The sequence below is a fragment of the Streptomyces sp. NPDC054796 genome (assembly GCF_053611545.1).
Map to the genome: position 1 here is coordinate 249,143 of NZ_JBSHAO010000003.1, position 24,564 is coordinate 273,706.

At 71.1% G+C, this 24,564-nt stretch carries 28 protein-coding genes and 2 tRNA genes; 12 read left to right on the forward strand and 18 right to left on the reverse strand.

All coding sequences use genetic code 11. From position 1 onward, the window contains the following. The first annotated feature begins 30 nt into the window (after positions 1-30). On the forward strand, positions 31-618 hold the full coding sequence (locus ACWGJ2_RS04445; protein ID WP_453344434.1) for a TetR family transcriptional regulator: 588 nt from the start codon (positions 31-33) through the stop codon (positions 616-618). Between the two features lie 88 nt (positions 619-706). Here the strand turns inward: ACWGJ2_RS04445 and ACWGJ2_RS04450 are convergent, their stop codons facing one another. Then, positions 707-5,038 carry a PAS domain-containing protein gene (locus ACWGJ2_RS04450; RefSeq protein ID WP_453344435.1) on the reverse strand — a complete coding sequence of 1,444 codons (4,332 nt, stop codon included), beginning with the start codon at positions 5,036-5,038 and terminating at the stop codon, positions 707-709. 443 nt (positions 5,039-5,481) lie between these two features. After that, the gene (locus ACWGJ2_RS04455) at positions 5,482-5,937 is read right to left on the reverse strand and encodes an SSI family serine proteinase inhibitor (protein WP_453344436.1); all 456 of its coding nucleotides are present in this window, start codon (positions 5,935-5,937) and stop codon (positions 5,482-5,484) included. A gap of 298 nt (positions 5,938-6,235) precedes the next feature. Here ACWGJ2_RS04455 and ACWGJ2_RS04460 point away from each other — a divergent pair. Further along, a tRNA-Ser gene (locus tag ACWGJ2_RS04460) sits at positions 6,236-6,325 on the forward strand. Between the two features lie 244 nt (positions 6,326-6,569). Further along, positions 6,570-6,642: transfer RNA gene (locus tag ACWGJ2_RS04465), tRNA-Arg, on the forward strand. A gap of 612 nt (positions 6,643-7,254) precedes the next feature. Here the strand turns inward: ACWGJ2_RS04465 and ACWGJ2_RS04470 are convergent. The 11 genes from ACWGJ2_RS04470 to ACWGJ2_RS04520 all read right to left on the reverse strand — a co-directional run bounded on the left by ACWGJ2_RS04470 (position 7,255) and on the right by ACWGJ2_RS04520 (position 14,610). Next, positions 7,255-8,490, reverse strand: coding sequence for a site-specific integrase (locus ACWGJ2_RS04470; RefSeq protein WP_453344437.1), 1,236 nt, complete (start codon positions 8,488-8,490; stop codon positions 7,255-7,257). After that, positions 8,487-8,708, reverse strand: a complete 222-nt coding sequence (locus ACWGJ2_RS04475; RefSeq protein ID WP_453344438.1) for an excisionase family DNA-binding protein — start codon at positions 8,706-8,708, stop codon at positions 8,487-8,489. The genes ACWGJ2_RS04470 and ACWGJ2_RS04475 overlap by 4 nt, the downstream gene beginning before the upstream one ends. Beyond that, a complete protein-coding gene (locus ACWGJ2_RS04480; protein WP_453344477.1) occupies positions 8,705-10,078 on the reverse strand; it encodes a replication initiator in 1,374 nt (457 codons plus the stop codon). Before ACWGJ2_RS04480 ends, ACWGJ2_RS04475 begins: the two co-directional genes overlap by 4 nt. A 93-nt stretch (positions 10,079-10,171) precedes the next feature. After that, positions 10,172-10,498, reverse strand: a complete 327-nt coding sequence (locus ACWGJ2_RS04485) for a hypothetical protein (RefSeq protein WP_453344439.1) — start codon at positions 10,496-10,498, stop codon at positions 10,172-10,174. A gap of 15 nt (positions 10,499-10,513) precedes the next feature. Beyond that, on the reverse strand, positions 10,514-10,708 hold the full coding sequence (locus tag ACWGJ2_RS04490) for a hypothetical protein (protein WP_453344440.1): 195 nt from the start codon (positions 10,706-10,708) through the stop codon (positions 10,514-10,516). Between the two features lie 19 nt (positions 10,709-10,727). Further along, complete coding sequence (locus ACWGJ2_RS04495) at positions 10,728-10,919, reverse strand: mobile element transfer protein (protein ID WP_453344441.1); 192 nt, start codon at positions 10,917-10,919, stop codon at positions 10,728-10,730. Beyond that, a complete protein-coding gene (locus tag ACWGJ2_RS04500) occupies positions 10,919-11,104 on the reverse strand; it encodes a hypothetical protein (protein WP_453344442.1) in 186 nt (61 codons plus the stop codon). Before ACWGJ2_RS04500 ends, ACWGJ2_RS04495 begins: the two co-directional genes overlap by 1 nt. A 65-nt stretch (positions 11,105-11,169) precedes the next feature. After that, positions 11,170-11,817: a DUF2637 domain-containing protein gene (locus ACWGJ2_RS04505; RefSeq protein WP_453344443.1), complete on the reverse strand. Its 648-nt coding sequence runs from the start codon at positions 11,815-11,817 to the stop codon at positions 11,170-11,172. 82 nt (positions 11,818-11,899) lie between these two features. Then, on the reverse strand, positions 11,900-13,258 hold the full coding sequence (locus ACWGJ2_RS04510) for an FtsK/SpoIIIE domain-containing protein (protein WP_453344444.1): 1,359 nt from the start codon (positions 13,256-13,258) through the stop codon (positions 11,900-11,902). Positions 13,259-13,262: 4 nt separating this feature from the next. Continuing rightward, positions 13,263-13,607 carry an SCO3933 family regulatory protein gene (locus ACWGJ2_RS04515; protein ID WP_453344445.1) on the reverse strand — a complete coding sequence of 115 codons (345 nt, stop codon included), beginning with the start codon at positions 13,605-13,607 and terminating at the stop codon, positions 13,263-13,265. A 214-nt stretch (positions 13,608-13,821) separates the two neighbouring features. Further along, entirely contained in the window at positions 13,822-14,610 is a 789-nt protein-coding gene (locus ACWGJ2_RS04520) for a GntR family transcriptional regulator (protein ID WP_453344446.1), read from the reverse strand. A gap of 124 nt (positions 14,611-14,734) precedes the next feature. On the opposite strand from ACWGJ2_RS04520, the gene ACWGJ2_RS04525 reads away from it, so the two are divergent. Genes ACWGJ2_RS04525 through ACWGJ2_RS04540 form a run of 4 tightly spaced genes read left to right on the forward strand, consistent with a single transcriptional unit; the run spans position 14,735 to position 16,322 of the window. Further along, the gene (locus ACWGJ2_RS04525) at positions 14,735-15,151 is read left to right on the forward strand and encodes an NUDIX hydrolase (protein WP_453344447.1); all 417 of its coding nucleotides are present in this window, start codon (positions 14,735-14,737) and stop codon (positions 15,149-15,151) included. Between the two features lie 45 nt (positions 15,152-15,196). Beyond that, positions 15,197-15,631, forward strand: a complete 435-nt coding sequence (locus ACWGJ2_RS04530; protein ID WP_453344448.1) for an ATP-binding protein — start codon at positions 15,197-15,199, stop codon at positions 15,629-15,631. Beyond that, on the forward strand, positions 15,625-15,951 hold the full coding sequence (locus tag ACWGJ2_RS04535) for a hypothetical protein (RefSeq protein WP_453344449.1): 327 nt from the start codon (positions 15,625-15,627) through the stop codon (positions 15,949-15,951). The genes ACWGJ2_RS04530 and ACWGJ2_RS04535 overlap by 7 nt, the downstream gene beginning before the upstream one ends. Further along, the gene (locus tag ACWGJ2_RS04540; protein ID WP_453344450.1) at positions 15,948-16,322 is read left to right on the forward strand and encodes a hypothetical protein; all 375 of its coding nucleotides are present in this window, start codon (positions 15,948-15,950) and stop codon (positions 16,320-16,322) included. The genes ACWGJ2_RS04535 and ACWGJ2_RS04540 overlap by 4 nt, the downstream gene beginning before the upstream one ends. Before the next feature lie 348 nt (positions 16,323-16,670). On the opposite strand, the gene ACWGJ2_RS04545 is transcribed toward ACWGJ2_RS04540, so the two are convergent. Together ACWGJ2_RS04545 and ACWGJ2_RS04550 are read right to left on the reverse strand one after the other, a co-directional pair. Then, the gene (locus ACWGJ2_RS04545) at positions 16,671-17,549 is read right to left on the reverse strand and encodes a hypothetical protein (protein WP_453344451.1); all 879 of its coding nucleotides are present in this window, start codon (positions 17,547-17,549) and stop codon (positions 16,671-16,673) included. Next, complete coding sequence (locus ACWGJ2_RS04550; protein ID WP_453344452.1) at positions 17,546-17,953, reverse strand: RusA family crossover junction endodeoxyribonuclease; 408 nt, start codon at positions 17,951-17,953, stop codon at positions 17,546-17,548. Before ACWGJ2_RS04550 ends, ACWGJ2_RS04545 begins: the two co-directional genes overlap by 4 nt. Positions 17,954-18,657: 704 nt before the next feature. On the opposite strand from ACWGJ2_RS04550, the gene ACWGJ2_RS04555 reads away from it, so the two are divergent. Continuing rightward, on the forward strand, positions 18,658-19,053 hold the full coding sequence (locus tag ACWGJ2_RS04555) for a hypothetical protein (RefSeq protein WP_453344453.1): 396 nt from the start codon (positions 18,658-18,660) through the stop codon (positions 19,051-19,053). A 287-nt stretch (positions 19,054-19,340) separates the two neighbouring features. Continuing rightward, a complete protein-coding gene (locus ACWGJ2_RS04560; RefSeq protein ID WP_453344454.1) occupies positions 19,341-19,799 on the forward strand; it encodes a peptidase inhibitor family I36 protein in 459 nt (152 codons plus the stop codon). A gap of 86 nt (positions 19,800-19,885) precedes the next feature. On the opposite strand, the gene ACWGJ2_RS04565 is transcribed toward ACWGJ2_RS04560, so the two are convergent. Then, a complete protein-coding gene (locus ACWGJ2_RS04565) occupies positions 19,886-20,326 on the reverse strand; it encodes an Lrp/AsnC family transcriptional regulator (protein ID WP_453344455.1) in 441 nt (146 codons plus the stop codon). Positions 20,327-20,406: 80 nt separating this feature from the next. Here ACWGJ2_RS04565 and ACWGJ2_RS04570 point away from each other — a divergent pair, with 80 nt between their 5' ends. Together ACWGJ2_RS04570 and ACWGJ2_RS04575 are read left to right on the forward strand one after the other, a co-directional pair. Next, positions 20,407-21,195 (forward strand): AzlC family ABC transporter permease, encoded by a 789-nt coding sequence (locus ACWGJ2_RS04570; RefSeq protein ID WP_453344456.1) that lies wholly within the window; start codon positions 20,407-20,409, stop codon positions 21,193-21,195. Further along, on the forward strand, positions 21,185-21,517 hold the full coding sequence (locus ACWGJ2_RS04575) for a branched-chain amino acid transporter permease (RefSeq protein WP_453344457.1): 333 nt from the start codon (positions 21,185-21,187) through the stop codon (positions 21,515-21,517). Before ACWGJ2_RS04570 ends, ACWGJ2_RS04575 begins: the two co-directional genes overlap by 11 nt. Positions 21,518-21,574: 57 nt before the next feature. On the opposite strand, the gene ACWGJ2_RS04580 is transcribed toward ACWGJ2_RS04575, so the two are convergent. Together ACWGJ2_RS04580 and ACWGJ2_RS04585 are read right to left on the reverse strand one after the other, a co-directional pair. Further along, on the reverse strand, positions 21,575-22,558 hold the full coding sequence (locus tag ACWGJ2_RS04580; RefSeq protein WP_453344458.1) for an LLM class F420-dependent oxidoreductase: 984 nt from the start codon (positions 22,556-22,558) through the stop codon (positions 21,575-21,577). 215 nt (positions 22,559-22,773) lie between these two features. Then, positions 22,774-23,316, reverse strand: coding sequence for a subtilase-type protease inhibitor (locus tag ACWGJ2_RS04585; protein WP_453344459.1), 543 nt, complete (start codon positions 23,314-23,316; stop codon positions 22,774-22,776). A gap of 430 nt (positions 23,317-23,746) precedes the next feature. Here ACWGJ2_RS04585 and ACWGJ2_RS04590 point away from each other — a divergent pair, with 430 nt between their 5' ends. Next, complete coding sequence (locus tag ACWGJ2_RS04590) at positions 23,747-24,532, forward strand: response regulator transcription factor (protein WP_453344460.1); 786 nt, start codon at positions 23,747-23,749, stop codon at positions 24,530-24,532. The last annotated feature ends 32 nt before the right edge of the window (positions 24,533-24,564 follow it).

Here is a 24,564-nt window from a genome sequence, read left to right on the forward strand (position 1 = left end):
AATAGTTGGTTGTGCGGCTATGCTGCCCGCATGACAGGAACCCGGGACCCCGAGGCGACCAAGGCGCGCATCTTCGCCGCGGCCACGGCGGAGTTCGCCGCGTACGGCATCGCAGGCGCCCGCATCGACCGGATCGCCCGCGAGGCGCGCGCGAACAAGCAGCTCATCTACGCCTACTTCGGCAACAAGTCCGAGCTGTTCGCGCTGGTCCTGGAGCACCGTCTCATCGAGCTGGCGGCGGACATCCCCGTCGACGCCGAGGACCCGGGCGGCTGGATCGATCGCCTCCTCGACTACCACGCGGCCCACCCCGAACTGGCCCGGCTCATGCTCTGGGAGGGCCTGGAGTACGGCACCTCCGGCATCCCCCGCGAGAAGGAGCGCGAGGCGCACTACGGGCGCAAGGTGGAGGCGTTCGCCGAGGCGCAGCGCAGGGGCGTCATCGGCTCGACGATCCCGGCCCGCGATCTCGTCTTCCTGCTGATCTCCCTGGTCGTGTGGCCCACGGCTGTGCCGCAGATGCGGCGCTTCCTCGTCGGGGGCGCGGACGACGACACGGAGCGGCTGCGCGAGTCCGTCCGCACGGCAGCCCGCCGCCTCACCGCGCCGCCCTCCTGAGCCGCGCCGTTCTCCTGAGCCGGGTGGCCCCGCTGGGGCGGGTGGCGCAACGGGTCAGTTCCGCGCGACGGGCCGGTTCCGCGACGGGTCAGTTCGCGCCGATCTTCGTGAGGAGGTCCACGATGCGCGACTGGACCTCCGTGCTCGTCGAGCGCTCCGCGAGGAACAGCACCGTTTCTCCCGAGGCGAGCCGGGGCAGTTCCGCCGGATCCATGTCGGCGGAGGTGTAGACGACGAACGGGGTGCGGTTCAGCAGCCCGTTCACGCGGAGCCAGTCGATGATGCCCGCGCGACGGCGCCGTATCTGCATCAGGTCCATCACGACCAGGTTCGGCCGGATCTGCGCCGCGACCGGCACCGCGTCGGCGTCGGACGGCGCGTGCGCGACCTGCATGCCGCGCCGCTCCAGCGACGCGGTCAGCGCGCCCGCGATCGCCTGGTGCTCCTCCACGAGCAGCACGCGTGGCGGGTGCTGCTCGCTGTCGCGCGGCGCGAGGGCCTTGAGCAGCACGGCGGGATCGGCGCCGTAGGCGGCCTCGCGGGTCGCCTGGCCCAGACCGGCCGTGACCAGCACCGGGACCTCGGCCGCCACCGCCGCCGTCCGCAGCGACTGGAGCGCGGTCCGTGTGATCGGGCCGGTGAGCGGGTCGACGAAGAGGGCGGCAGGGTAGGCCGCGATCTGCGCGTCGACCTCCTCGCGCGAGTGCACGATGACGGGGCGATAGCCGCGGTCCGACAGCGCCTGCTGAGTGGAGACGTCCGGCTCGGGCCACACGAGCAGGCGGCGCGGGTTGTCCAGCGGCTCCGGGGGCAGCTCGTCGTCGACGGGCCGCGGCGGCACGGCCAGCCCACGCCCCTCGGACACCTCGACGGGGCTGTCAGGGCCGTCGAGCGGCTCGGGTCCCTCGGCCGCGCCCGCGTCCGGAGCCCCTATGACGAACTCGCGCGCGGGCGCCTGTGCCTGAGCCTGCTGGGAGTGGGGGTGCGGCTGAGGTTGCGGTTGCGGTTGCGGTTGCGGCTGGGGCTGGGGCATCGGGCCCGGCATGGGTCCTGGTGGCTGCTGGGCGCCGTTGTCCGGGGGCGTCGCCAGCTTGCGGCGGCGGCCCGAACCGGCCTGCTGGGCCGGTGTCGAGGGCGTCGACGGTATGGCGGGCGCGGGCGCGGGCGGCAGCGCGCGGGCACCGCCCTGCGGCCGTTGCGCCCGCTGCCCCGGCTGCCCGGCCTGTCCCGCCTGGCCTGCCTGTTCGGCCGCTAGCCGCTGCGCGAAGGGCACGCCCTGGCCGAGCGTCCGCACGCACGGGCCCTGGCCCGTCTCGTACGCGCCCGCCTCGCCACCGCCGCCGGTGCTGCCGGTGCTGCCGGTGCCCTGCCGCGACGGGCGCTCGGGCTCCTGCGGCAGCGGGCCGCCGCCCAGGATCGGGCTCGCCGCGACGACGGAGTGGTCGGCGGAGTGGTCGGCGGACTGCCCCTCGCCGCCGCCGCTGCCCTGCGCGCCGGAATCCTGTACGGGCGCCGACGCGGGCTCGGTTCCGGCCCCGGCTCCGGGTCCGGCGGACAGCTCGGGCCGTGACGGCTGCTGCCGCGGGTCCTGCTGGGGGAGAGGACCGGCGGGGTACGCCGAGGTCGAGTCGCCAGGCGCGCTGGGCGAGGGCGGCAGCGCGAAGGGCCCGTGCTGCTCCTGGGGCTCCTGCGCCGGGCCCTGCCCCGCGCTCTGCGGCGTCGGCTGCGCGGGCGGCATCGCGAACGGCGCGTTCTGCGGCCCCTGCTGGCCGCCTTCCTGGCCCTCGTACCCGGTCTCGCCCCGCGCGGCGGCCTCCGCGCGCTCCCTCGCCCGCGCGAGCCGCCGCGCCCTGCGGCCACCGCCCGCGCTCTGCTCGACGCTGCCGCCGCCACCGCCGCTGTCGTTGCCGCCGTCGCCCTGGCCGCCGGGGCCGAGCGCGGGCAGCGCGCCCTCGGCGCCGCTCTCCTGGCCCTCCGGTGCTCGACGGCCACGGCGTCCGGTGCCCGGCTGGGCCTGCTCGGGCAGCATCGGCCCCGGCCCGTCGGCATCCGGGACCTGGCCGCCGTCCTCCGGAGCGGAGAGCGCGCGGCGCGCCCTGCGGCCCGAGCCCTGGCCCGCCCCCTGGTACTGCTCCATCGCGGTGCCGGGCGCGGTGCCGGGCGCGCCGCCGTGGGAGCCGTCGCCCTCGTCCAGCGGCCCCGGAGCGGCCGACCCGCCGCTCGGCCCCGCGGGCAGCGCCAGCGCGCCGCCCCGCGCGCCCGCCTCGCCCGCCGCCGCCTGGTCGTGCCGCTCCTCGGCGGGGCTGGGCCGCCCGCGCCTGCGCCCCGTGGGACGGGGCTCGGCCGCGCTCTCGGCGCCCGCTCCCCCGCCCGTCTCCGTACCGGGCCCCGGCGCGTCGACGACATCCGTCGACGCACCACCGCCCGTGCCGCCCACGGCCATGCCCGTGCGCGGGTCGACGAGCGCCTGCCGTCCACCGCCGCTGCCGCCGCTCTGCTGCTGCGCCGCACCCGCGTGCTGACCGGTGCCTGCCTGCTGGCCACTCGTCGTCCAGGCGCCGCCCATGCCGGCCGCCTCGTGCGTCGTGCCGCCCGTGGCCTGGTCCTCGGTGCCCCGTACGGGCTGGGCCGGGACCGGCATGACCGTCGTCTCACTGTCGCGCGGCCGGGGGATCTCGCCGCCCGCGCCGCCACCGGCCGCCGCCGGGACCTGCCCGGTGCCGTCGCCCGCGGCGTCCGCGCCGGAACCGTCCGTCGGCGTGGCCCCCGTGTCCCCGGCGCCGTTCGTGCCGCCCGTACCGTCCGTACGACCCGTACCGTTCGTGCCGCCCGAGCCCCCGGTGTGCCCGGAGCCGCCCGTACCGCCCGCACCGCCGCCCGAGCCGCCCCGTCCGCCGGAGCCGCCTCCGGCGGTCACCGGAACCTCCAGCACATACGCGCTGCCGCCCGCCGCACCCGGCACCTGGTGCGTCTGGAGCACGCCGCCGTGCCGCGCGACGATGCCCCGCACGATCGGCTCGTGCACGGGGTTGCCGCCCCCGAACGGGCCGCGTACCTCGATCCGTACGACGTTCCCGCGCTTCGCAGCCGCGACGACGATCGTCGGATCGACACCGGGCGCTGCGGCGACCGGCGCGTTGCCCGTCGCGTCCACGCCGGCGACGTCGGCCACCAGGTGCGCCAGGGCCGTCGCGAGCCGTTCCGGATCGACCTCGGCCTCGATGGGCGGCGCGTGCACGGCGAACTGCGCCCTGCCGGGCCCGATCAGCTCCACCGCGCCCTCGACCCCGCTGGCCACCACGGCGTCCAGCGAGACCTTCTCCACCCGCAGCTTCTCGCGGCCCGCGTCGAGCCGCTGGTAGCCGAGCACGTTGTCGACGAGCGTCGTCATGCGCGCGTAGCCCGCGGCCAGGTGGTGCAGGATCTGGTTGGCCTCGGGCCACAGGTTCCCCGCGGGGTCGGCGGCCAGGCCCGTCAGCTCGTCGCGCAACTGGTCGAGCGGCCCGCGCAGCGCGGTGTCCAGCACGGCGAGGAGCTGCTCGTGGCGGCCCGAGAGCGCCTCGTAGGCGCGGCGGTCGGCGAACGTCAGCACCGCGCCGACGAGCTGCTCGCCGTCGCGCACCGGCGCCGTCGTCATGTCGACGGGCACCGGGCGCCCGTCCTTCGTCCACAGCACCTGGCCGACCCGCACCCGGTGCTTGCGCCCTGACTTCAGGGTGTCGCTGAGCGGGGTCTCCTCGTACGGGAGCGGCGTGCCGTCGGCGCGCGAGTGGTGCACCAGCGGGTGCAGTTCCTGGCCGCCGAGGTCCGTGGCGCGGTGCCCGAGCAACTGCGCCGCCGCCGGGTTGACGAGGACGACGCGGCCCTCCGTGTCCACGCCGACGACGCCCTCGGAGGCGGCGCGCAGGATCATCTCGGTCTGCCGCTGCTGCCGGGCCAGCTCGGCCTCGGTGTCCAGGGTGCCGGTGAGATCGCGGACGACGAGCATCAGCAGCTCGTCGCCGGTGTACGTGTTGCCGGCCGCGCCGCCGCGGCCGAGTCCGTGGTCGGCGAAGGCGGCCTCGAAGGCGGAGGCGTACGGGGTGCGCCCGTCCTCCAGGTTCGCGCTGGTCACCTCGACCGGGAACTCCGCGCCATCGGTGCGCCGCGCGACCATCCTGGTCGGCTTCTGACGCTCCTGGATCTCCGCGGCCTCGTTCGGCCTGCGCATCGAACCCGGAATCCGCTTCGAGTCGAACTCGGGGAGCAGATCGAGCAGCCCGCGACCCACCAAGGCAGTGCCCGGAGTCTCGAAGGTCTCCAGCGCGATGGTGTTCGCGTTCACCACCGTGCCGTTGCAGTTCACCAAGAGCAACGCATCGGGCAGCGCGTCGAGTATGGCGGCGAGGCGAGCAGTGCCTCGGGATGGCCTGCTGCTCACGACGACGTTTCCTCCCTGTAACCCACGGTGCCGGTGACCCTCGCCCGGTCCTGCCGGTCCGGTCACGACTGCCAGTCTGCCGCTCACCCCGGGCGTGTCACTAGGGGGAGTCTACGGGCAGCGGTTGTGCGCGCGGCGACGGATGTGCGGGAGGAAGCGGTAAACCCTCACCCGTCCCCCCGGCGTTCCCCCAACGCCCCCCGCACGGCGGGACGATGGCCTCCACCCGCCTCCGGCCCGGCCCCCGCCCGGCTTCCGCTCGGTTCGACGGGGGCTGCGCGCTTGTCGTACTCAACGGGCTTGGGAGCCTTGTCGCCTTCCTCGCGATAACTGGTGCTAACGGGTGACTGCGAACGCGCCCCCCCGGGGGAGGGCAGGTCAGAGGGGCGACCGGGGCGCGGGCGGGACGGAGGCGGAACATCCGCCTTCCGTCTTCTCTGCCGTCAGCGCGTTTTCGGAAGCGCGGGTACGAGCGCGTCCCAGCGCCGGATCTCGCAGCCGTTGCCGCGCGAGAAGCGCGCGTCGATCTCCCGGCCGCGCCAGGTGCCCACGATGTGGGCCGAGGCGGGCCCGCCGTAGATCATCGTGCACTTGGTGTCGGGGGCGACCGGCTCGAACGGATTCGCCCCCCGGTCGCTCGCCGCCGCCAGCGCGTCACAGGCACCCTGGGCGTTCGGATGATCCCCGCCCGTCGGACCGCACTCCAGGCTGTACGTGCCGTCCATCGCGGAGTTCCCGCTGTCCTTGACGGTGAAGTTGAGGTGGTCGGCCTTGGCGGGCGGCGCGGTGCGGGCGGCGGGGCCGCCGCTGCCGGGGGTGGCGGCGGCCGGGGCGACCAGGCCGCCGGTGACGAGGGCCGCCGAAGCGAGGGCGATGGCGGGTCCGAAGCGGCGCGGCATGTCTGCTCCCGTTCTCTTTTCTCTGCTGGGTCTGAGCCGGATGACGTGCCGGGCGGCGGTCGCGCGTCGTCCGTCCCATCCGTCCACCGGGACGCGGGGGCGCCCCTTGTCCCCACTAACGCTCGGCGGCGCGTGGCGTTGCGCGACTCGACGCGCCGCCGAGCGGGGTGGCGGTATCGCGGCTACCGCTTTGCCCAGGGGACATGCGACCGGGTACCGTGGGGGCCGATTGGAGGCAGCCCCACGGGCTGTGCCATCATCAGCACACACCGCCTCGCTTTTCAGGGCGGCTGTGTCTGGAGGCTTCGCCTAGTCTGGTCTATGGCGCCGCACTGCTAATGCGGTTTGGGGTGACCCCCCATCCCGGGTTCAAATCCCGGAGCCTCCGCACTCTGATCCCCAGGATCGCCGAAAGCCCCGGCCTCGACGGCCGGGGCTTTTTCGCGTGCGCGGGCTTCGCACCTGCTTCCGCGCGCGGCGCGAGCGGGCCGCCGGCAAGATCGCTCGGGAGCGGTGGATCCGACCGTTTCCGCAGGTCAGGGCGGGTGCGGGAATCGGATTTCGCCTCTGGCCACCGGTCATGTAATGTTGTTCCCGCAACGCCGCACCGGCAAGAAAACGCCGGAAAGCAAGCGCTCGTAGCTTAACGGATAGAGCATCTGACTACGGATCAGAAGGTTGCAGGTTCGAATCCTGCCGAGCGCGCAGCAGCTCAGAGGGCCCCGGGTTATCCCGGGGCCCTCTTGCGTTGGGTGCGTACAGCAGCGAAGTACAGCAACGGCGTCTCAGGCGGTGCGGGGCGGATGCCCGTCCACCGCGGCTTCGAACTCTTGTCTGATCAGTCTCTGAGTTCGCCATGCGATCGCCATGATTCGCGACCGCCCGCCCTCTTGATTCGCCAGGGTTCGCCAGGGCTCGCCAAATGGTTCGCAATCCTCCGAGGGCGACATCCTGAGCGGCGAAGGAGCCCGCCAGCCCTGCTGTGGCCGTACACCGATTGCAGCGCTGACGGGCATACGACGTCCACGAAGGAACATCTCTATGAGTCTGACGCCTGAGCAGCAACCCGTGTCAAGTTCCCCGAAAGTTCCGTGGGCGGTGGTTGTCGTCATCGTCGTGGTCGTCTGGCGAGTGCCTGCGGAACTGGTGGTGACTGTTCTGCCAGCTCTGGCCGCCCTTGTGGCTTTGCTTGTGGGCCAGGCCAGTCTGGGGCGGAGGTACGGCCCCGGCGAGGTGTAAACGCGCCCGCGTACGGGAGGAACAGCAGGCGAGAGCCCCGTTTCGGGTCACCGAAACGGGGCTCTTTCGCGCGATGTCTCAGGCAGTCGACTGTCCTCTGATCGCTTCCGAGAGCTGCCGGAGCGCGTCCCGGACCTCTGAGTCGTCCGCGTCCGCGTAGACGTCCATAGTCATCGCGATCTGCGAATGCCGCAGGATGCGCTGTGCCACCTTCGGGTGGACCTTGAGCACGACCAGGAGCGCGCTGGTGGTGTGCCGGGTGTTCCGCAGCGGGATCACGCGGAGACCGGCCCGGCGGGCCCGGAGCGCGAACATGCGCGTCAGGTTGCCCGGCTCGATCGGGGTGCCGTACTTCGTGGTGAAGACCAGGCCGTGCGAGTCCTGCCAGAGATCACCGGCAGTCTTCCGGTCTCCGGTCTGCTGAGCACGCCGCATCCGGAGGGCCTTGAGGCAGAAGTCAGGGAGCGGCAGGAAGTCGTCCGACTCCTCCGTCTTGGTCTCCCGGTGCAGGATCTCGCGCCCCGCCCGCTGGATCTGGTGATCTACATACAGCTCGCCCGTGTCGAAGTCGACGGCGTCCCACGTGATGCCCAGCACCTCGCCACGGCGCAGACCGAGGCACAGCACCAGGACCCAGGCCGCGAAGAGGTGATCGTCGCGGTGCGCGGCATCGGCCAGGAACCGGCCCGCCTCGGCGACCGACCAGGGCTTGATGCGGCGCCGACGAGGCTTGGGGACCTTCACCAGCGATGCGACGTTCTTGGAGATCTCTTCCTCTGCGACGGCATGTGTCAGCGCGGCGCGGAGCGCGTCACGGGCGGCCTGGACCACGCGGCGCGAGGGGTACGTCTCACAGCACTCCCCCACGGCGCAGCAACGCTGCCGCGCTTCGGACCGCTTGGCGTCCTTGCCCTGGGCGCAGCACTGGCACGTGGTCGCCAGCTTGGTCAGCCACTCGCGCACGTCCCGGACGGTCAGCTTGTCGAGCCGCTTCGTGCCCAGGTGGGGGACGATGTAGAGCCGGGCGCAGCCCTCGTAGGAGACGTACGACAGGGGAGCCAGGTTCGGTTTCACGATCGACTCAAGCCAGTAGTCGAGGAAGGCCGCGACCGTGCGGTGCTGGGTGACGACCGGGCCCTTCTTCGCCTCGGCGTGGAGCTTGAGCCACTTGTCGTGGACCTCCGTGCGGGTCTTGCCGTAGACGTACTTGCGCGTGCGCTTTCCGTCCGGGGTGGTGACCCAGACGTAGGCGGCGAAGCTGTTGTTGCGGTACGGGTAGATGGAGCCTTCGCCGTTGCCGCGCTTGCCGCTCATGCGGACCACCTCAGTTCGTCGGCGGGCGCTTCGGCTTCGGCGGCGACGCGCTCGACGTACTCGTCGACCCAGGCGGGGAGGATGCGGCGGTTGCGGCCGACCTTGACGGAGCGGATTTCGCCTGTGAGGACGAGCATCTTGGTCTTGGACAGGCCGAAGCCGAGCATGGCGGCGACCTCGGCCGTGGTGTGCCACTTGGGTGTGATGGCCGTCGTCATCGGGCGCTGCCTCCTTCCGCTGTGGGGGCGAGGGAGGCGGAGAGCCATTCTTCGGCGGGGGTGAGGCCGGTGCCGGTGTAGGACCAGTGGGCGAGGACGAGGGTTGTCTCGTCGGTGTCGGTCGTGGCGTTCGGGGTGTCCACAGGGTGTTGATCGTTTTCGGTGCGGGCGAGGGTGGCTTGGAGGCGGCGCCATTGGGCGCGGGCTTCGCGGAGGGCGCCGAGGGTGGTGGAGTAGCGGCGGGTCTTGGTGGAGAAGTGGCCCCGGAAGCCGAGCATGTGTGCCCAGGCGCGTAGACGGAGGTGGGCGAGGTCCTTGCGGGCGCCGAGGGCCCAGGCGGTGCGGATGAGGCGTTCGGCTTGCGCCGGGAGGTCCATCCCCGCCAGCTCGGCGACGAAGCGCAGACGGCGATCCAGGGTGCCCGTCGCCGTTTCGGCGCCCTTGGTGGCGTACTTGGCGATGTAGGCGGCTACGGCGCGGTCGGTCAGGGCGGTGCCGCCGTCGAGTTCGGGGCCGTGGATGGTGCGGATGTCGAGTTGGCGGCCGAAGGTGAAGCGGTGCGGGCGGCCGTCGAGGGTGGGGCCGTCGACCTGGGCCTTGTGGGTGGCGGCGTGGATGGCGTCGGTCAGGAGGTCGGCGGTGGCCCAGCGTGGGGGCGGGGTGTGGCCGCCTGCGGGGCCGTCGAGGCGGATGACGGCGTGGAAGTGGACGGCGCCGCGCTTTTGGTATTCGGCGACTTTGGCGAAGGAGACGCGGGCGTGGTCGGGGAAGGCGCGTTGGGTGAGTCCGGCGCGCTTGGCGATCTCGCGGCGTAGGTAGGTGGTGAAGCGGCGCCAGAGCATGCCCGCGTGGGCGTTCCACAGGACGGCGGCTTCGTAGTCGTAGCGGGCCGGGTTGAGCGGGGTGCCCAGTACCGGATCACCGTCCGGGTGGTGGCGTCCGCAGTGGCAGGGGCGGGTGCCGGGGCGGTTGTGGACGGGGCCGAAGCTGGGGGCGGTGAACGTGGCGAAGACGCGCGGGTGAGTCGTCACGTTGTCGGGGGTGCCTTTGCCGCCGCGTAGTCCGGCGGTGATGAGGTGGAAGGTGTCGCGGCGGTAGGTCTCGGCGCAGGCGGGGCAGCGGGTGGTGCGGCGGTTGCCGCAGCGGACCAGGAGGTGACCGGCGGGAAGGTCGGCCGAGTCCAGGTGGTGCAGGGCGGTGCCGATCTCGCCGGTTGCGGTGTTGAGGCGGTGTTCGGTGCGGTGGCCGGAGAGGCGTACGGGGCGGGTGCAGCCGCCCAGGGTGGAGAGCTGGCGTATCAGGCCGGGGAGGGAGCCGGATGCGGCGAGGTTTCCGAGTTCCGCGAGCGGGGTCGGGTTGGTGCGGGCGATGATGGTGCTTCTCCTTTTCGGCTTCGGTCGAGGAGGGGTCGGGCTACCGGGGCGGTGGATGCTTGGCGGTATCGAGGCCGCCCCGGTAGCCGCCTAGCGGCGGTGCGAGGAGTGTGCGGAGTTGAGGAGCACGCGTAGAACCACGGCCGCGACGGCGACGGAGATGGCCGAGACGGCGACGGCGGACAGCAACGCGGTGAGGACGACGCCGCCCAGGAGCACGGCGACGACGGCCCCGGTGCTGACAGAGGGCAGCGCGCGGCGCGAGGGCTCCCGCGTGAGGGGTGCGGAGACGGCCGAGGCGTGGTGGCAGGAGCAGACCGACGCCGGGTCGTGAATGACGGGACTTGAACCCGCGACATTCGGGGGAGCGGCCGGGACCTGAGCCGGGGCCGGGGGCATCTGAGGCTTGAACAGCATTGTGGTCCTCCTTGGTCAGTCGTGGGTGCCGTTGACGACATCGACCCCGTTGCGGGTGCCGGAGTCGATGGCGGGGGCCATGAAGGTGTCGGCGAGGTAGAAGCCGAAGAGCGTGATCACGACGACGAGCCAGACGCGGACGCCGAGGAACTTGACCGCTCCCCAGGCGATGAGGCCGAGGACGACGACCAGGGGCAGGTTCACGGACACGGGTGCTCCTTCGGGATGTTCAGCGGGCGGGGCAGCGGTGGGTGCGGGCGGCGAGTTCGGCGGCGGCGCGGGAGTCGTAGTTGGCGGAGAAGCCGCAGCGCGGGGCCGTACAGGCGGCGGTGTGCTTCTCGCGGCCACGGCCGTCGTAGGCGGTGCCGACCTGGACGGGGCCGATGCGGGCCACGCGGCGGAAGCGGCGGTTGAGCGGCATCAGCAGTCCTCCAGTCGGAGGGAGCGGCCGGGGAAGTCGCGGAGGATGCGGGCGGCTTCGTCGGGGTCGGTGGTCTGGTCGGCGGCGGCTTCGGCGAGCAGCCGGGCGAGGGTGGGGCGGCCTTGTGCGGCCATCTCGTGGGCGGCGTCGAGGTAGTCGAAGCCGTCAGGGGTGGGGCCGGGCATGGTGAGCATTCCTTTCGGGGTGCGTTGTCGTGGTCTGGTGTTGTCGCGGTGAGCGCTGGTTCGGGTCAGGTGAGGTGGGCGGCGATGGCTTCGGCCAGGGGCGCGGGGACGCCGAGGCGGGAGCGGAGGGTGGGGGTGTCGATGGGGGCGCCGGTGCGGGCTCGGTGGGCATCGGCGACCTTGCGCGCGTGCTCGACCAGTGCGGCCGGGACGGGCGGCGAGTCGGGTGGTGGCGATGCCGGCCGACTCTCGGGAGATGCCGTGGTGAGGGGTTCCGGCGCCGGTTCCGACAGGGCGTGCTCCGCTTCGGCTGGGGCAGAGTCGTCGGCGGTTGTCTCCACGTCCGGGGCGTTGGCCGTGTGGGCGAGGAGCGTTCCGCCGAGGAAGGCCAGTGCGGGCCAGCCCGCGACGACGATCCGGAGCCAGTCCGGGACGTTGTCCAGGTCGAGCAGCCCGGCCGTGGCGACGTTGGCGCCCAGTGAGGCCGTCAGGGCGATGAGGAACCAGCACCATCCCGCGGTTTTGTCGCGACCGGCCCGGAGCCGTCGCCAGGCGGCTACCAACAGCAGGTCGACGGAGACGGGGTAGGCCCATGCCTTCCAGCCGTCCTGTCCGGCGGCTTCGGCCAGGTCGTGCAGGTGGGCGAAGGACAGTGCGGCGGCGATGACGGCTTGGATGAGTACGGCGTCGACGCGGGCCAGGTGACCGCGCACGGGGCGTCTCCTTCCTGTTTCGGGCATGGCGGGGGTAGGGAAGTGGCGCGAGGCGGTCACGCCAGCCGGATCAGGGGCGGGGTCAGTCGGTCGCGGGCCGGGACTTAACGAGCGAGGTCGGCCGCTCGACGGGCCGGAACGCGGCCAGCGCGGACAGGTCCGGCGCCAGGTGCGCGGTCTCCTCGCACACGGCGGCGGCGTCGGCCAGCGAGAGGTACGGGGTGCGAATGCGGGACCAGCCGCCGGAGGTGTCACCGGCCACGGCCAGGCCCGGCAGCTCGGGCGCGATGGCACAGGCGGCACCGACCGCTTCCGGAGCGATGTCCCCGAGTGCCATCTTCGCGGAGGGCTCGTCGTTGACACGGTGGCAGACGCGCCCGGAGAGCTGTGCGCGGAGCATCGTCGCGCCCTTGCCCAGCTCGGCCCCGAACCGCTGGCCGCACACCTCCAGATACATCCCGGCAGCACGCCCGAGCTGCGCGAGCCGGATCAGGTGCGTCACCATCTCGTCGCGCCGCTCCTCGTCCTTGCGGGTGGCGACGAGGAACAGCTCGGCCACCTCGTCCACGAACAGCACCACCGGCACCGGGCGTTCGCTCTCCGGCAGGCCCCACACGTCGGAAGTGATCTCCTCGTCCGGCGTCGAGGGCGCGATCCTCTGGCGGGTCTTGATGAGGTCGTAGCGCCGCTCCATCTCCTCCACCAGGACGGGCAGCAGCTCGGCCGCCTGCTCGGGGTCGGTCGCCAGGGCGGTCAGCCGTGGGGCGAAGGAGGCCAGTTCCACGCCCCGTTTGCAGTCGATGCCGACCAGGGCCACGCGCTGACGGGCCAGCCCCGCCACCAGGTGCCGCAGGAACATCGACTTGCCCGACAACGTCGCTCCCAGCACCAGCTCATGAGGCACCGCCCGGTAATCACGGACGAAGGCTGTCGCGTCCTCCCGCAGCGCCACCGGCACCCGCAGAAAGCCACCGCTCACCTTGCGCGGCATGCGTACGCGCCGGAGCACGTCGAAGCCGACGAGCCGCAGCTCGACCACCCCCGGTCCCACCGGCTCCACGTACGCGGCATGCACACCCCAGGCGTGCCGCAGCCGTTCGGCGGAGGCGGCCACGTCGGCGGGTTCCTGCCCCGGAGCGAGCCGCAACCGCATCCGCAGCCCCGTCGAAGTGGGCCGCAGCAGCCCGCGACGCGGTGGAACCGGCCGCACCTCGCGACGGGTCGTGGCGTGCACGGCCAGCGCCCGCAGCCGCGAGGGCGGAACCGTCAGCCCGCACGCCTCCATGACCGAGCCGTAGGAGCCCAGCAGCCGGGCCACCGAGACCGGCAGCCCGACCGTGGACCAGTAGGCCGCCGGATGCCGGGCCCGGAGGTAGGCGGCACCGCCACCGAGCGCGGCCACGGGGCCGCCCACCTCCATCAGCGTCAGCAGGTCCGACACAGGCTCAGGCCCCCGCCGGGACGGCACCGGGGGTGACGGCGGCGGCGCGGTAGGCGATGCCGTGCCGCTCCCGCCCGTTGAACACCGACTCCCACGGCCGGGCGACCAGCCCCGGCAGCGCGACCGAGGCACCGAGCGTCAGCCCGTCCGCGACGCCGCTCTCGGGCACGGTGACGTGGATGAGAGCGGACTCCCCTTCGTCGATGTAGACGACGCCAACCTTCATCAGCGCTTCGCCGCTCGTCACGTCCTTGGCGATCTCGCCCGTCTGCCGGTCGCGGACCTTCGGCTCAGGGGCTTCGGTCAGCAGGATGGTCGCGGACGAGGTCTCTACGCGGATGGTCTTCACGGTCGTTCTCTCCTTGCTGTGGTGCGTGGGCAGCCCGACCGCACAGCGATACCTAGTCGTCTATACAAGAGACGTCAGTGGCAACGCCGTTCGGCCGGAGCGAGATCAACTGTGCCATGACACTTGCCCACTCGTCTATACGAGTAGGCCTGTCGGTGCGTACAAGTCCCGAGAAGCCGCCCACCGGTACGCGCCAGGTTCCGTCCATCGGGCCTCAGTTCGCGGGGAGTTGGTAGGCCAGGACGTACGCGTCGGCCGACATCACCGTGTCGCAGACCTCCACCGCGCGCCCCTCGGTGTCGTAGGCGGTGCGGATGAGGTGGAAGACGGGGACGCCGGGCGCGAGGCGCAGGAACTTCGCTTCGTCGGGTGCGGGCATGCGGGCGCGGATCTCCTCGTCGAAGTGCTCCAGGTCGTGGCCGAGTTCTTCGAGTCGGGCGTAGATGCCGCCGGGGCCGGGGTTGGGTTCGGCGATCTGCGTGCCGCGTGCGATGTCCAGCGGGAGGTAGGAGACGGCGAACTCGACGGGCTTGCTGTCCAGCAGGTAGCGGCGACGGCGGGCGAGGACTTTGCGGGCCGAGCCGAGGCGGGCGGAGATGTCGGGGCTGGGCTTCACCTCCTTGACCTCCAGGCTGTCCACCTCGGGCTTGCCCCCCGCGGTTTCCGCCTCGACCGTGAACGCGGACTTGCCCCGCTCGCGGTGACGGCGCGAGAAACGGTCGGAGGCGAGGCGGCGGACCGGGGGCCGGGGCCGTACGAAGACGCCCTTGCCGTGTTCGGAGGAGGTCAGGCCCTCGCTCTGGAGGATGGCGAGGGAGTTGCGCACCGTCATCCGCGAGACGCCGAAGTGCTCGACCAGCTCCGCTTCGGAGGGCAGCTTGGCTCCCTCGCCGAAGCGGCCCTTGTCGATGGCCTCGCGGAGCTGGTCGGCGATCTGCCGGAAGACGGCGCGATCACTGGTGGGGTCGAGCGCTCCGAGCAGGCCGGAGGGGAGAGCCGCCATCCTGTACTCCTTTGGATATCTAGACGAGAGGCTGAGTGCTGTTGCTACGGTGGGCAGCCTAGTCAGCGAGGGGAATCCGAGGAACGTGAACACTGCTGAGCGGCCCGTTGAGCGGCCTCACTCGGTGAGCGTCGCCGGGGTCATCGTCGACGAAGGCGGCCGGGCCCTGCTGATCCAGCGCAGGGACAACGGCAGGTGGGAGCCGCCGGGCGGTGTCCTCGAAGCAGGGGAGACCATCCCCGACGCGCTTCAGCGGGAAGTCCTCGAAGAGACCGGCCTCAAGATCGCGCTTCCGGCCACCCTCACCGGCGTCTACAAGAACATGACCGGCCTGATCGTCTCGCTCGTCTTCCGCTGCGAAGCGGTCGACGGCGCCCCGACGACCGGCGAGGAGACCTACGCCCTGCGCTGGGCGACGCGCGATGAGGTCTCCGAGCTGGCCGACGAGGCGTACGCGATCCGCGTCCTGGACGCACTCGACGCACCGGCTGCGGCGAACCCGCCAGCCGTACGCGCCCACGACGGCGTCAAACTCGTCTAGCTCACACCTGCTACCCATAGCGGCCACCAGCACGGAGGAACTTGTATGCACGAGTATATGAGTAGAGTGCGGATCTGGGAACTGACCTGTCCAGGTCTCCGGGAAGAAGTCGCCCGCGCCCGCCGCTGGGCCCGCGACATCCTCAGCGACAGCCCACGCGCGGACGACGCGGCCCTGATCCTCTCCGAACTGGTCTCCAACGCCCTGCTCCACACCAGCAGCGGCAACGGCTTCGACTCCTTCCACGTCCACCTCGTCCGCTCCCCGAGCCGGATCGCCATCTCAGTCAGCGACTCGGGCGGCGCCGCATCCGCCCCACACGTCGAGCACCCCGACGGCACCGCCGCGACGGGGCGCGGACTCGCCCTGGTCCACGCGATGGCCCACCACGTCCACGTGCACGGGGATGGCCGGTACGGCTACACGGTCACGGCGGAACTGCGCGAGGACGGGGACACCGACAAGAGGCCGTCATGCTGACGGCGGCAGGGACGGGGCGACGACGGCTCGCCACGGTCTACGGATGCGAGGCGTACGCCTTCACCCCACTCGGCCCGACATGGCCACTGGACTCGTACGGTGCGCGGAGCCCACGTCTGGCACTGCGCTGGATGCGCGCCCGGGTCCAGGACGTCGCCGACCAGCTCGACCCAGCGGTAGCCGCACCGGCACGCCACTGGCTGACGGACCAGCGCGAGCACGAATGGGTCCTGACCCGCTTACGCGTCGGCGCCCCCTACACCCTGACCCTCTTCGAGGACACGACCCGCTACGTCCTGATGGTCAAGCCGGGCCGATGAAGCGCGGCTACTGGTGCGAATGCCACCGCACCGACGAGAACGGGGCCGAGCCCTTCACCGCATCCTTCGACGCCTACACCCCTCACCAGGCGGTCCGCTGGATACGCCTGGGACTCCGCATCATCGTCTCGGGCCTCGGCCCTGAACCGGCAGAGGTGGCATGGACTTGGCTCCACGAGGGCCACCGCCAGGCGCTCCACGACCTCGCGACGGGCCAGCCGGTCACCCTCACGCTCCACCACCGCACCACCACGATCACATGGACGGCCCGCCCGGTCCTCTTCCTGCCCCTGGCCCACCGCGAGGGCAGAAAGCTCCCAACCTGCGCGGACCACTTCCCAGAGCCCCAACACCCCCACCAGCAGCACTGAGTTACAACTTTCTCTACGACTTCAAGGCGGCTCGCTCCGCTCACCGCGCGCGGTCCGGCGGACCCGCGCCGCCGCTCCTGTCTCCGCCCCGCTCCGGCACGACCCCGCCGCCCGCGCGATAGCAAGCAGCGACCACTTGAAGTCAGTAAAGACACGTCGTGGCTGGTGCGGTCGGCCCCATGGTTTTTAGCAGCCACTTTGGTGTGAGCCTGCGAAGGGCAGGGGTCGATCGGGCACTACGAGGGTAGGGACCAGGGTTGCCCAATCCGCTGCGTAAGGCCCACGTTCTCTCACGCCAAAGCAGCTCCAGACTAAGTCAGATCCACCGACCTGATTAGCGCACACAGGTCAGTAGATTCCCTTCTCAACCCATTCATGCGACTCAGATTCAATCGCACCTACTGCTTGGTCGATGTCGCTGTCTGAGGCTTCGGGGAACTGGTCGGTGAGTACGTCCCGCGCATCAAATGGACCGCCAAGGATATACTGGTACCCGCCCTCTCGCGACTCAAAAGGAACGCCATTGGCCGGATCTTCGTAATTCTCAAAGAACCAGTCAACCATTTGATCCGGGGAAACATATCGAGAATCCGCGAGTCGCTCAGCGGCGAAGACTACATCTTGGACCATCTCATAGGATACTGGGACGTCCATGCCGTGAGCAATTGAATTCCTGGCTTGGCGCACGGAGTTCAATTTCTTAAAGTCGTCTGAGCCAATTAGCCCCAAGCTGGCCACTTGGGTGAGCCCAGGTCGGAGGCCCCGGGCCTGATCGCGCAGTTCAGGGGTGCGTTCAGCCAATCGCGTGATTGCACCCTCCAGGGCGGCGTATGCCAACAGGAGCCCGGCTGATTCGTCATGCTTAGCAATCATCAGGGCGCGATTGGCTAGGGCATATACGCTGCTCTCATCGGGAACTTGAGAGTACTCGCCAATCCAAACAACCTCGAACTCCCAGTTGTCATTGGCTTCGGCAACACTAGAAAACTCTTCTAGTGAGCTCTTGACTCCATCTGGCAGGGGGGCGGGGGAGCGCCTCTGTGCAAACTCGACAATAATGACTTGGTCGTCATGTCGAGCTACCAGGTCTGGAAGACTCCTGGAACTGACGCCAAGAAGCTTGGATGCCTGTTCAGGCTCCAAGATTTCAAAACCCTTGTTGCGAAGCTCCGAAATTTTCCTTCGGCGAGCGTCCTCCACTGCTCCGAGCATGTGCCTGACTCTCATGGCAGCTCCTTGTGGTCGGGCGCGAAATCAATCTTAATGTGAACGAAGGGGCCGTCAGATACGAAGCCTTCAGCCAGGGCTGGGCTCATTCCTTTCACGATGAATGCATTAGATAGATCTCTTTTGGAGCCGCGAACGTCGGTGACATGTTTGTCATCTTCCAGTGCAATCCCGATTAGAGCATCTTGGATCGGCTTCAGCATGTTGTCCACGTCCAGAGCTTCACCTTCGTGAAAGAAGGTGATCACGACCTGCACAGGCTCTGAAAGCGGCATCTCACTGGTAGGCCAGCGCGACTTAGCGGCTGTGGCGACAGCAGTCTTCCACCGCGTACGGGTCGCGGACTTCGATTGGACCGATGCCGGGATGCCAGGCACCACACAGTCCCAAGGCAGTGTCGCCATGGAAGGACGATAGCAAGTTCTGCACGGGTGAAGGACTACGAGATGCCTCGGTCGCAAGAGCACGAGGCCACTGGGGAGGGTGCCGGTGTGAGAGGCCACTCCTGCACCAGATCCGCCCGGAACGGTCAATGATCATCAGTCGACAGCACTCATCAGGCCGCCCAACATGAGCCAGCTAACGCGATGTTCGCCCAGCTCACGAGCCCAACGGCCTCCGCCCACCCCCTGGTTCCCAAGCTTAGGGCTCGCGGCTTTGAGTAGGGGGTTGCCGCTCGTCCTGGCTGGCGCCGAGAACTCTGTAGCGTGGCTGGTCTCAGTGGCCGGTACCGCGAGCCACACGCGCGCCTGACCGTCCAGCGTCCCCGCCGTCGTGGCGGGCTGTCTGTGGCTGAGGTCCATGCGCGGTGCGGCTGCGGTACAGCAGTGAAGTACAGCAACCGCAGCGGCCGTTAGGGTCGGGTGGTGGCTCTCCTGGGCCTCGCTGCGACCGGTATGGCCGTCTGCGACCGATCTGCATAGAGCTACGGATCAGAAGGTTGCAGGTTCGAATCCTGCCGAGCGCGCAGCAGTGAGAAGGCCCCCGGGTTCGCCCGGGGGCCTTCTCTTTTGGGTCGTGCGGCGGTGGCGTGGACGGAGGCGTGGGTGTGGGGCGGTATGTGCGGTTTCAGGGGACGAGTCGGGCTGGGCGCAGCAACTATCCGGGGGTGTTCGCGCTGGTCAATACGTTGGCGCGCGAGGGGAGGCTGACTGCGGAGCAGGAGCGGTTCCGGCGGGTCAACAACGACTGGTACGACGCCAGTTTCACCAACCCGGCGCACGTCGATCCCACCGTCTACGACCCGGCCGTGAATCCGGGCGCGACCGCGTGGTTCAAGGTGACGTCGACCGAGCTGATCGCGCGCGTCGACGGCTATCTGGAGATCCTCGCCGCGCACGGGGTGGAGTGCGTGCGGGTCGTCTCGTCGTCGCCCGGGCGGATCGTCTACGAGGACGCCGACCAAGTTGTCGTCGTCCCGGAGGCGGAGGCGGAAGCGGAGGGTGAGGGGCGTGCGGGGGCTTCGGAGGGGACGCGGGCGGGGCCGTGCGCCGAAGCACCGTAGGCGCATGGGCTGCGGGCGGCGCCGTGGGGTGTGCTGCGCGGTCACTCCTCGGGAGGACGCGTCGGGCGGCGAAGAGGGCGTCCCGGGCGGGTTCGGCCGCTCCTCGCGGCGGGCGTCCGCGCAGGTCACATGGGTGCTGGTCGGCTGCGCTGGATGGGCAAGAGGGGTCGTCCGGCCAGTGTGTTCACTTTGAGTCGTACGTCGAGCACCGCGCGTAATCGGCCGAATGGGTGGCGAACCTCCTCTCGTCCCGCACCTGGTGGGGCGTATCGACGCAGGAGGAACGCATGACGATCATTCACAGGCGCCGCGCGAGGCTCGTCCGTACGACCGTGATGGCGGCAGCGGCAGTGGTCGCCGCCGTGCTGCCGGTGAGCGCCGGGGTCGCGCACGCCGCCGAGCCGGAGGCGGCGGCTCCGCAGGCCGCCCTGCCTCCCGGCGTGGTCCAGCTCGGTGACAGCGAGCCGTGCCCGCCCGCCACCCTGTGCCTGTACCGCGACTACGGCAACAAGGGCCCCGCGTACGGCATCGGCGCGGGCTACAACGTCGATCTGAAGCAACTGCCGATGGCGGGCGGCAGCAGTTCGACCGCGGCCAACAACGTCTCGTCGTGGGTGAACAACACCGGCGCGGTGGGGATTCTCGTCGACGAGGACGGCCCCACCCGTCCGCTCTTCCCCAGCCAGCAGCTCCAGGAGCCCCCGCAGTTCAACGACACGGTCGACCTGGTGGCCTGGCCGTCATAGTCCCCGCGTGCGTGCGTGCGTGCGCCGTCGCCTTCGCGGGCGGCGGCGCACGGCCGCGTCGGACCCCTCGTCCGCCCCTCGTCCGTCTAGTCGTCCGTCTTGAGCCGCTTCATCGTCAGGTGGGAGTCCACCCGCGAGACCGCGGGGAGGCCCATGATGTGCGTGATCAGGAAGCGTTCGTATGCCTCGTGGTCGGCGACCGCCACGCGGATGAAGTAGTCCGGGCGGCCGAACATGCGGCGGCACTCGACGACTTCCTCGTATGACTCGATCGCCGTCTCGAACTCCTCGACCGTCCGCAGGTCGTTGACCCCGATCTCGACCGCCAGGACGACCTCCAGGCCGCGCCCCGCCGCCACCGGATCGACGCGCGCGCGGTAGCCCGTGATGATCCCCGCGTTCTCCAGCCGCTTGACGCGGCGCAGGCACGGGGGCGGGGTCAGTCCGACGCGCTTGGCCAGCTCGACGTTGGAGAGGCGGCCGTCCTGCTGGAGGTGAAACAAAATTTCGCGGTCGAGGTCATCCATGGCGCACCGTTGCTCGTAAAGCGGATATCGGGTAGTGATCCGCAACCATATTACGCGCGAATCGACCTAAAATTTCGTCCATGGACATATCTGTACGGGGGGACGTCGGACCCCCCTGCGACCAGGCGGCATCCGCTGATCGCACGGCCGCCGACCGCCCCCGGCCCGGCTCCCGGCCCGGCCTCCGGCCCGGCTTCCGGCAAGGGCTCAAGGACACCGGCTCCGTCGGTCTCGGGCTCTTCCCGCTCGGGGTGGCGCTCGGCGTGCTCGTCGTGCACTCGGGCCTGGACTGGTGGTGGGCGACGGCGTGCACCGCGCTCGTGTACGCGGGGTCGCTGGAGTTCCTGCTGGTGGGCATGGTCGTGGCGGCCGTGCCGCTGGCGCAGATCGCGGCGACCGCGTTCCTGGTGAACTTCCGGCACGTCTTCTACGCGTTGTCCTTCCCCCTGCACCGGGTGCGGAGCCGGACGGGGAAGGCGTTCAGCACGTTCGGGATGACCGACGAGGCGTACGCGCTCACCGCCTCCGGTTCGGCGGAGGAGATGAACGGGCGGCGCATCGTGTGGATCCAGGCGCTGTGCCAGGCGTACTGGGTCGTGGGCGCGACGGCGGGCGCGCTGCTCGGCGGGCTGATCCCCGACGGTGTCGTCGGCCTGGAGTTCGCGCTCACCGCGCTCTTCGTCGTCCTCGCCATCGACGGCATACGGGAGCGGCGCGACGTGCCCACCCCCGTCCTCGCGCTGCTGTGCGCGCTGCTCGCGCAGGTGGCGCTGCCGGGGCAGATGCTGGTGGCGGCGATGGGCATGTTCGTCGCGGCGCTGCTGGTGCGTTACGCGCTGCTCAAGGGGAGGCCCGCTCGTGCACGGTGACGCGTATCTGCTGGCCGCCGTGGGCGTCGCCGCCGCCGTCACCTGGGCGCTGCGCGCGCTGCCGTTCGCGCTGCTCGCGCCGCTGCGCGGGTCGGGGGCCGTCCATTACCTCAGCGCGCACATGCCGGTCGGCGTGATGGTCGTGCTCGCGGTCTACTCACTGCACGACGCCGAGCTGACCACGGCGCCTTACGGAGCGCCGCTCCTGCTGGCGCTGGCCGCCACCGTCGGGCTGCATCTGTGGAAGCGGAACGCCGGGCTGAGCATCCTGGGCGGGACGGCGTTCCATGTGCTGCTCGCCAGCGTCGTCTTCGCGGGGTGAGCGGCGGGGCCGACTGCTCGGCCCCGCCCCCGCCCGGTCACGTCACGTCGCGTCAGGTCACGTCAGCGCGAGCGCGTCGGACAGCAGCCGCCACTGGTCGCGCGGGAGATCGGTGAAGGCGTTGGCGGTGACGGTCTGGAGCGCGACGTGGTCGGCGCCCGCCGCGTGGAACTCGTCGACGCGCGCCCGTACCGTCTCCGCGTCGCCCAGCGCGAAGACCGCCGCGAGCAGCCGGTCGCTGCCGCCGCCCGCGAAGTCCTCCTCCTCGAAGCCGAGCCGCAGCAGGTTCTTGGTGTAGTTGGGCAACTGGAGGTAGCGGTCCAGATAGGCGCGGGCCACCTCGCGGGCGCGGGGGAGGTCGTCGTCCAGGACGACCTTCAGCTCCGGCGCCAGCGCCGCGTCCTCGCCCAGCGTCGCGCGGGCCTTCGCCACGTGCTCGGCCGTGACGAGGTACGGGTGCGCGCCGGCGGCGCGGTCGCGGGACAGCTCCAGCATCTTCGGGCCGAGCGCCGCCAGGACGCGCTGCTCCTTCGGCACGGGCGTCGCGGCGGCGTCGAGGCCCGCCAGGTACTCCTTCATCGCGGTGTACGGGCGCCCGTACTGCGGGACGGCGATGCTGTGGCTGACGCCGATGCCGAGCAGGAAACGGCCGTCGTGCGCGGCGTTCGCCTCCACCGTCTGCGCGGCGACCTCGGCCGCCGGGTGCTCCCAGATGTTGAGGATGCCGGTAGCGATCACGGCGCGGCTGGTGGCCGCCAGCAGCGGAAGGGCCTGGCCGACGCTCGGGCTGCCGCCGATCCAGACGGTGCCGTAGCCCAGCTCGTCCAGCTCCGCGACGGCGTCGGCGATCTCGGCGTCCCGCTCGGGGCTGTCCCCCGTGCGGATGGCACCGCTCCAGATGCCGACGGTGCCCAGGCCCTTGCCCGGGGCTCCGGCTGCTCCGGCTGCTCCGGCGGACCCGGCTGCTCCGGGCGCTCCCGTCGCCTCGTTCTGCTTGCTCGTCTCGCTTGCCTTGCTCGGCTTGGAATCGTTCGTTGCCATAGGACGCACAGCCTCCGGTTTCGGCGCGTTATTCCGGCCGGGCGGCCGGCGGGCGGCTGTCTGGCGTCGTCCGTCTGGCGTTCCGGTCCGGACCGGGGACGTGCCCGGAGAGCGGGGGACTCTCCGGGCCGCCCCCGGCTGGGGGCCGCGGCTCCACCGACGGCCCGTCCCGCTCGCGGGGAGGCGTGCGGGACGTCCTTGGTACCCGGAACTCCCTAGAAGGAGAAGACGGACATGCCCTCGGAGCGCAGAACGCACGAGTTGGCGTACGTGCGCTCATACCGCACGCGCTCGCCCTCCCAGACGCCCTCGGCCGTCACGACCACCGGGTCGTAGATCTTCGTGCACACACTACGTCCTCGGCCGGGAAGTGCGTCGAAGTCCCCCTGGGCGGCGCGGAGTTGGCCGCAGGCGGCGGCCGGTGCCGGGTGGGTTCCCGTCGCGGCCGGGCGGCAGGAGAGCGTCACAGCGCGCAGCGGCACCGTCGTCTCCGCGCGCTCGCCCCGCGCGACGGTCAGGGTCAGCGCCGAGGGGGCGAAGAGGGAAGTGGCGGTGGGCGGCTCCGAGGGGGCCGGGGCCGCCGAGGGGGCCGGCGCTGCGAGTGCCGTGCCGCTCAGGGGGCCGAACGAGGCCGCGACCAGCAGCGCGAGTACCGCCCCGCCGAGTCTCCTCCGGTCACGGGTCCGGTTGCCGGTCCGGTTGCCGGTCTGGTTGCCGGTCCGGTTACGGGTGGCCGTGGCGCGGTGGGTGTTCCGCATATCGTGCATCCTTCCGCTTGTGGTGTCGGATAGCGGACGGAAGTCTTGCCGGGCCGCCGCCTGGACGCATATCCGGGGAGCGGTATTTGGTAACGTTGTGTGTTGAATCAGTGGCGCGAAGTGAGCAGGCGGACGGTCGGGTTCCCCGGGCCGCGGGGCACGGACCAGCGCTTCGGCACGGTGGAGCGGCCCCGGGAGCCGCCACGCGGGGCGCATGGCCGGATACGTACCGTCCCGGACGTACGGGAACACGGCGCGAACCCGCCGCTCCCAGCCGGGCGACCTCCGCGCCGCGACCCCCGCCGTGGCGCCCGCGCAGGCTCCCGGGCCGGCCCCTCACCGGGCGCTTTCCGGTCAGCCGGACCGTTTCTCAGTGAATTCACAGACTCGCCACAGGCCGCTCTCAGCACCGCTGCCCACGCTGAGACGTATGCATGAGACCTCCGCCTCCCCCACGTCCCCCGCGGCGTCCTCCTCGCGCGGCGAGCCGCGCACCGAGTCGCGGACCGAACTGCGGCGGCCCGACGGCAGCCCGCTGCGCGTGCTCGTCGTGGACGACGAGCCGTCGCTGACGGATCTGCTCTCCATGGCGCTGCGCTACGAGGGCTGGGAGGTACGGGCGGAGGGCGACGGCGCCTCCGCCGTGCGCGCCGCGCGCGAGTGGCGGCCCGACACGGTCGTGCTGGACGTCATGCTCCCGGACATGGACGGCCTGACCGTCCTCGGCAGGCTGCGCCGCGAGGCCCCGGACGTGCCCGTCCTCTTCCTCACGGCCAAGGACGCGGTGGAGGACCGGATCGCGGGTCTGACGGCGGGCGGCGACGACTACGTCACCAAGCCGTTCAGCCTGGAGGAGGTCGTCGCACGGCTGCGCGGCCTGCTGCGCAGGTCGGGCGCGGCGATGGCGCGCAACGAGTCGCTGCTGGTCGTCGGCGATCTCGTGCTCGACGAGGAGAGCCACGACGTGCAGCGCGCGGGCAAGGAGATCCGGCTGACGGCCACGGAGTTCGAGCTGCTGCGCTTCCTGATGCGCAATCCGCGCCGGGTGCTGAGCAAGGCGCAGATCCTGGACCGGGTCTGGTCCTACGACTTCGGCGGACAGGCCAACGTCGTCGAGCTGTACATCTCGTACCTGCGGCGGAAGATCGACGCGGGCCGCTCACCGATGATCCACACGCGGCGCGGCGCCGGATACCTGATCAAGCCCGGTGAGTGACCGGAACGTCCGGACGCGGCGGCGCAGCCGTT

What these genes read in the sequence shown, in the direction of transcription:
- ACWGJ2_RS04445 (WP_453344434.1), top strand. Translation starts at nt 31, where the DNA reads ATGACAGGAACCCGGGACCCCGAGGCGACCAAGGCGCGCATCTTCGCC.
- ACWGJ2_RS04455 (WP_453344436.1), bottom strand. Translation starts at nt 5,937, where the DNA reads ATGCCGCGCCGCTTCGGACCCGCCATCGCCCTCGCTTCGGCGGCCCTC.
- ACWGJ2_RS04470 (WP_453344437.1), bottom strand. Translation starts at nt 8,490, where the DNA reads ATGAGCGGCAAGCGCGGCAACGGCGAAGGCTCCATCTACCCGTACCGC.
- ACWGJ2_RS04475 (WP_453344438.1), bottom strand. Translation starts at nt 8,708, where the DNA reads ATGACGACGGCCATCACACCCAAGTGGCACACCACGGCCGAGGTCGCC.
- ACWGJ2_RS04485 (WP_453344439.1), bottom strand. Translation starts at nt 10,498, where the DNA reads ATGCTGTTCAAGCCTCAGATGCCCCCGGCCCCGGCTCAGGTCCCGGCC.
- ACWGJ2_RS04495 (WP_453344441.1), bottom strand. Translation starts at nt 10,919, where the DNA reads ATGCCGCTCAACCGCCGCTTCCGCCGCGTGGCCCGCATCGGCCCCGTC.
- ACWGJ2_RS04500 (WP_453344442.1), bottom strand. Translation starts at nt 11,104, where the DNA reads ATGCCCGGCCCCACCCCTGACGGCTTCGACTACCTCGACGCCGCCCAC.
- ACWGJ2_RS04520 (WP_453344446.1), bottom strand. Translation starts at nt 14,610, where the DNA reads ATGGCGGCTCTCCCCTCCGGCCTGCTCGGAGCGCTCGACCCCACCAGT.
- ACWGJ2_RS04530 (WP_453344448.1), top strand. Translation starts at nt 15,197, where the DNA reads ATGCACGAGTATATGAGTAGAGTGCGGATCTGGGAACTGACCTGTCCA.
- ACWGJ2_RS04535 (WP_453344449.1), top strand. Translation starts at nt 15,625, where the DNA reads ATGCTGACGGCGGCAGGGACGGGGCGACGACGGCTCGCCACGGTCTAC.
- ACWGJ2_RS04540 (WP_453344450.1), top strand. Translation starts at nt 15,948, where the DNA reads ATGAAGCGCGGCTACTGGTGCGAATGCCACCGCACCGACGAGAACGGG.
- ACWGJ2_RS04545 (WP_453344451.1), bottom strand. Translation starts at nt 17,549, where the DNA reads ATGAGAGTCAGGCACATGCTCGGAGCAGTGGAGGACGCTCGCCGAAGG.
- ACWGJ2_RS04550 (WP_453344452.1), bottom strand. Translation starts at nt 17,953, where the DNA reads ATGGCGACACTGCCTTGGGACTGTGTGGTGCCTGGCATCCCGGCATCG.
- ACWGJ2_RS04560 (WP_453344454.1), top strand. Translation starts at nt 19,341, where the DNA reads ATGACGATCATTCACAGGCGCCGCGCGAGGCTCGTCCGTACGACCGTG.
- ACWGJ2_RS04565 (WP_453344455.1), bottom strand. Translation starts at nt 20,326, where the DNA reads ATGGATGACCTCGACCGCGAAATTTTGTTTCACCTCCAGCAGGACGGC.
- ACWGJ2_RS04570 (WP_453344456.1), top strand. Translation starts at nt 20,407, where the DNA reads ATGGACATATCTGTACGGGGGGACGTCGGACCCCCCTGCGACCAGGCG.
- ACWGJ2_RS04580 (WP_453344458.1), bottom strand. Translation starts at nt 22,558, where the DNA reads ATGGCAACGAACGATTCCAAGCCGAGCAAGGCAAGCGAGACGAGCAAG.
- ACWGJ2_RS04585 (WP_453344459.1), bottom strand. Translation starts at nt 23,316, where the DNA reads ATGCGGAACACCCACCGCGCCACGGCCACCCGTAACCGGACCGGCAAC.
- ACWGJ2_RS04590 (WP_453344460.1), top strand. Translation starts at nt 23,747, where the DNA reads ATGCATGAGACCTCCGCCTCCCCCACGTCCCCCGCGGCGTCCTCCTCG.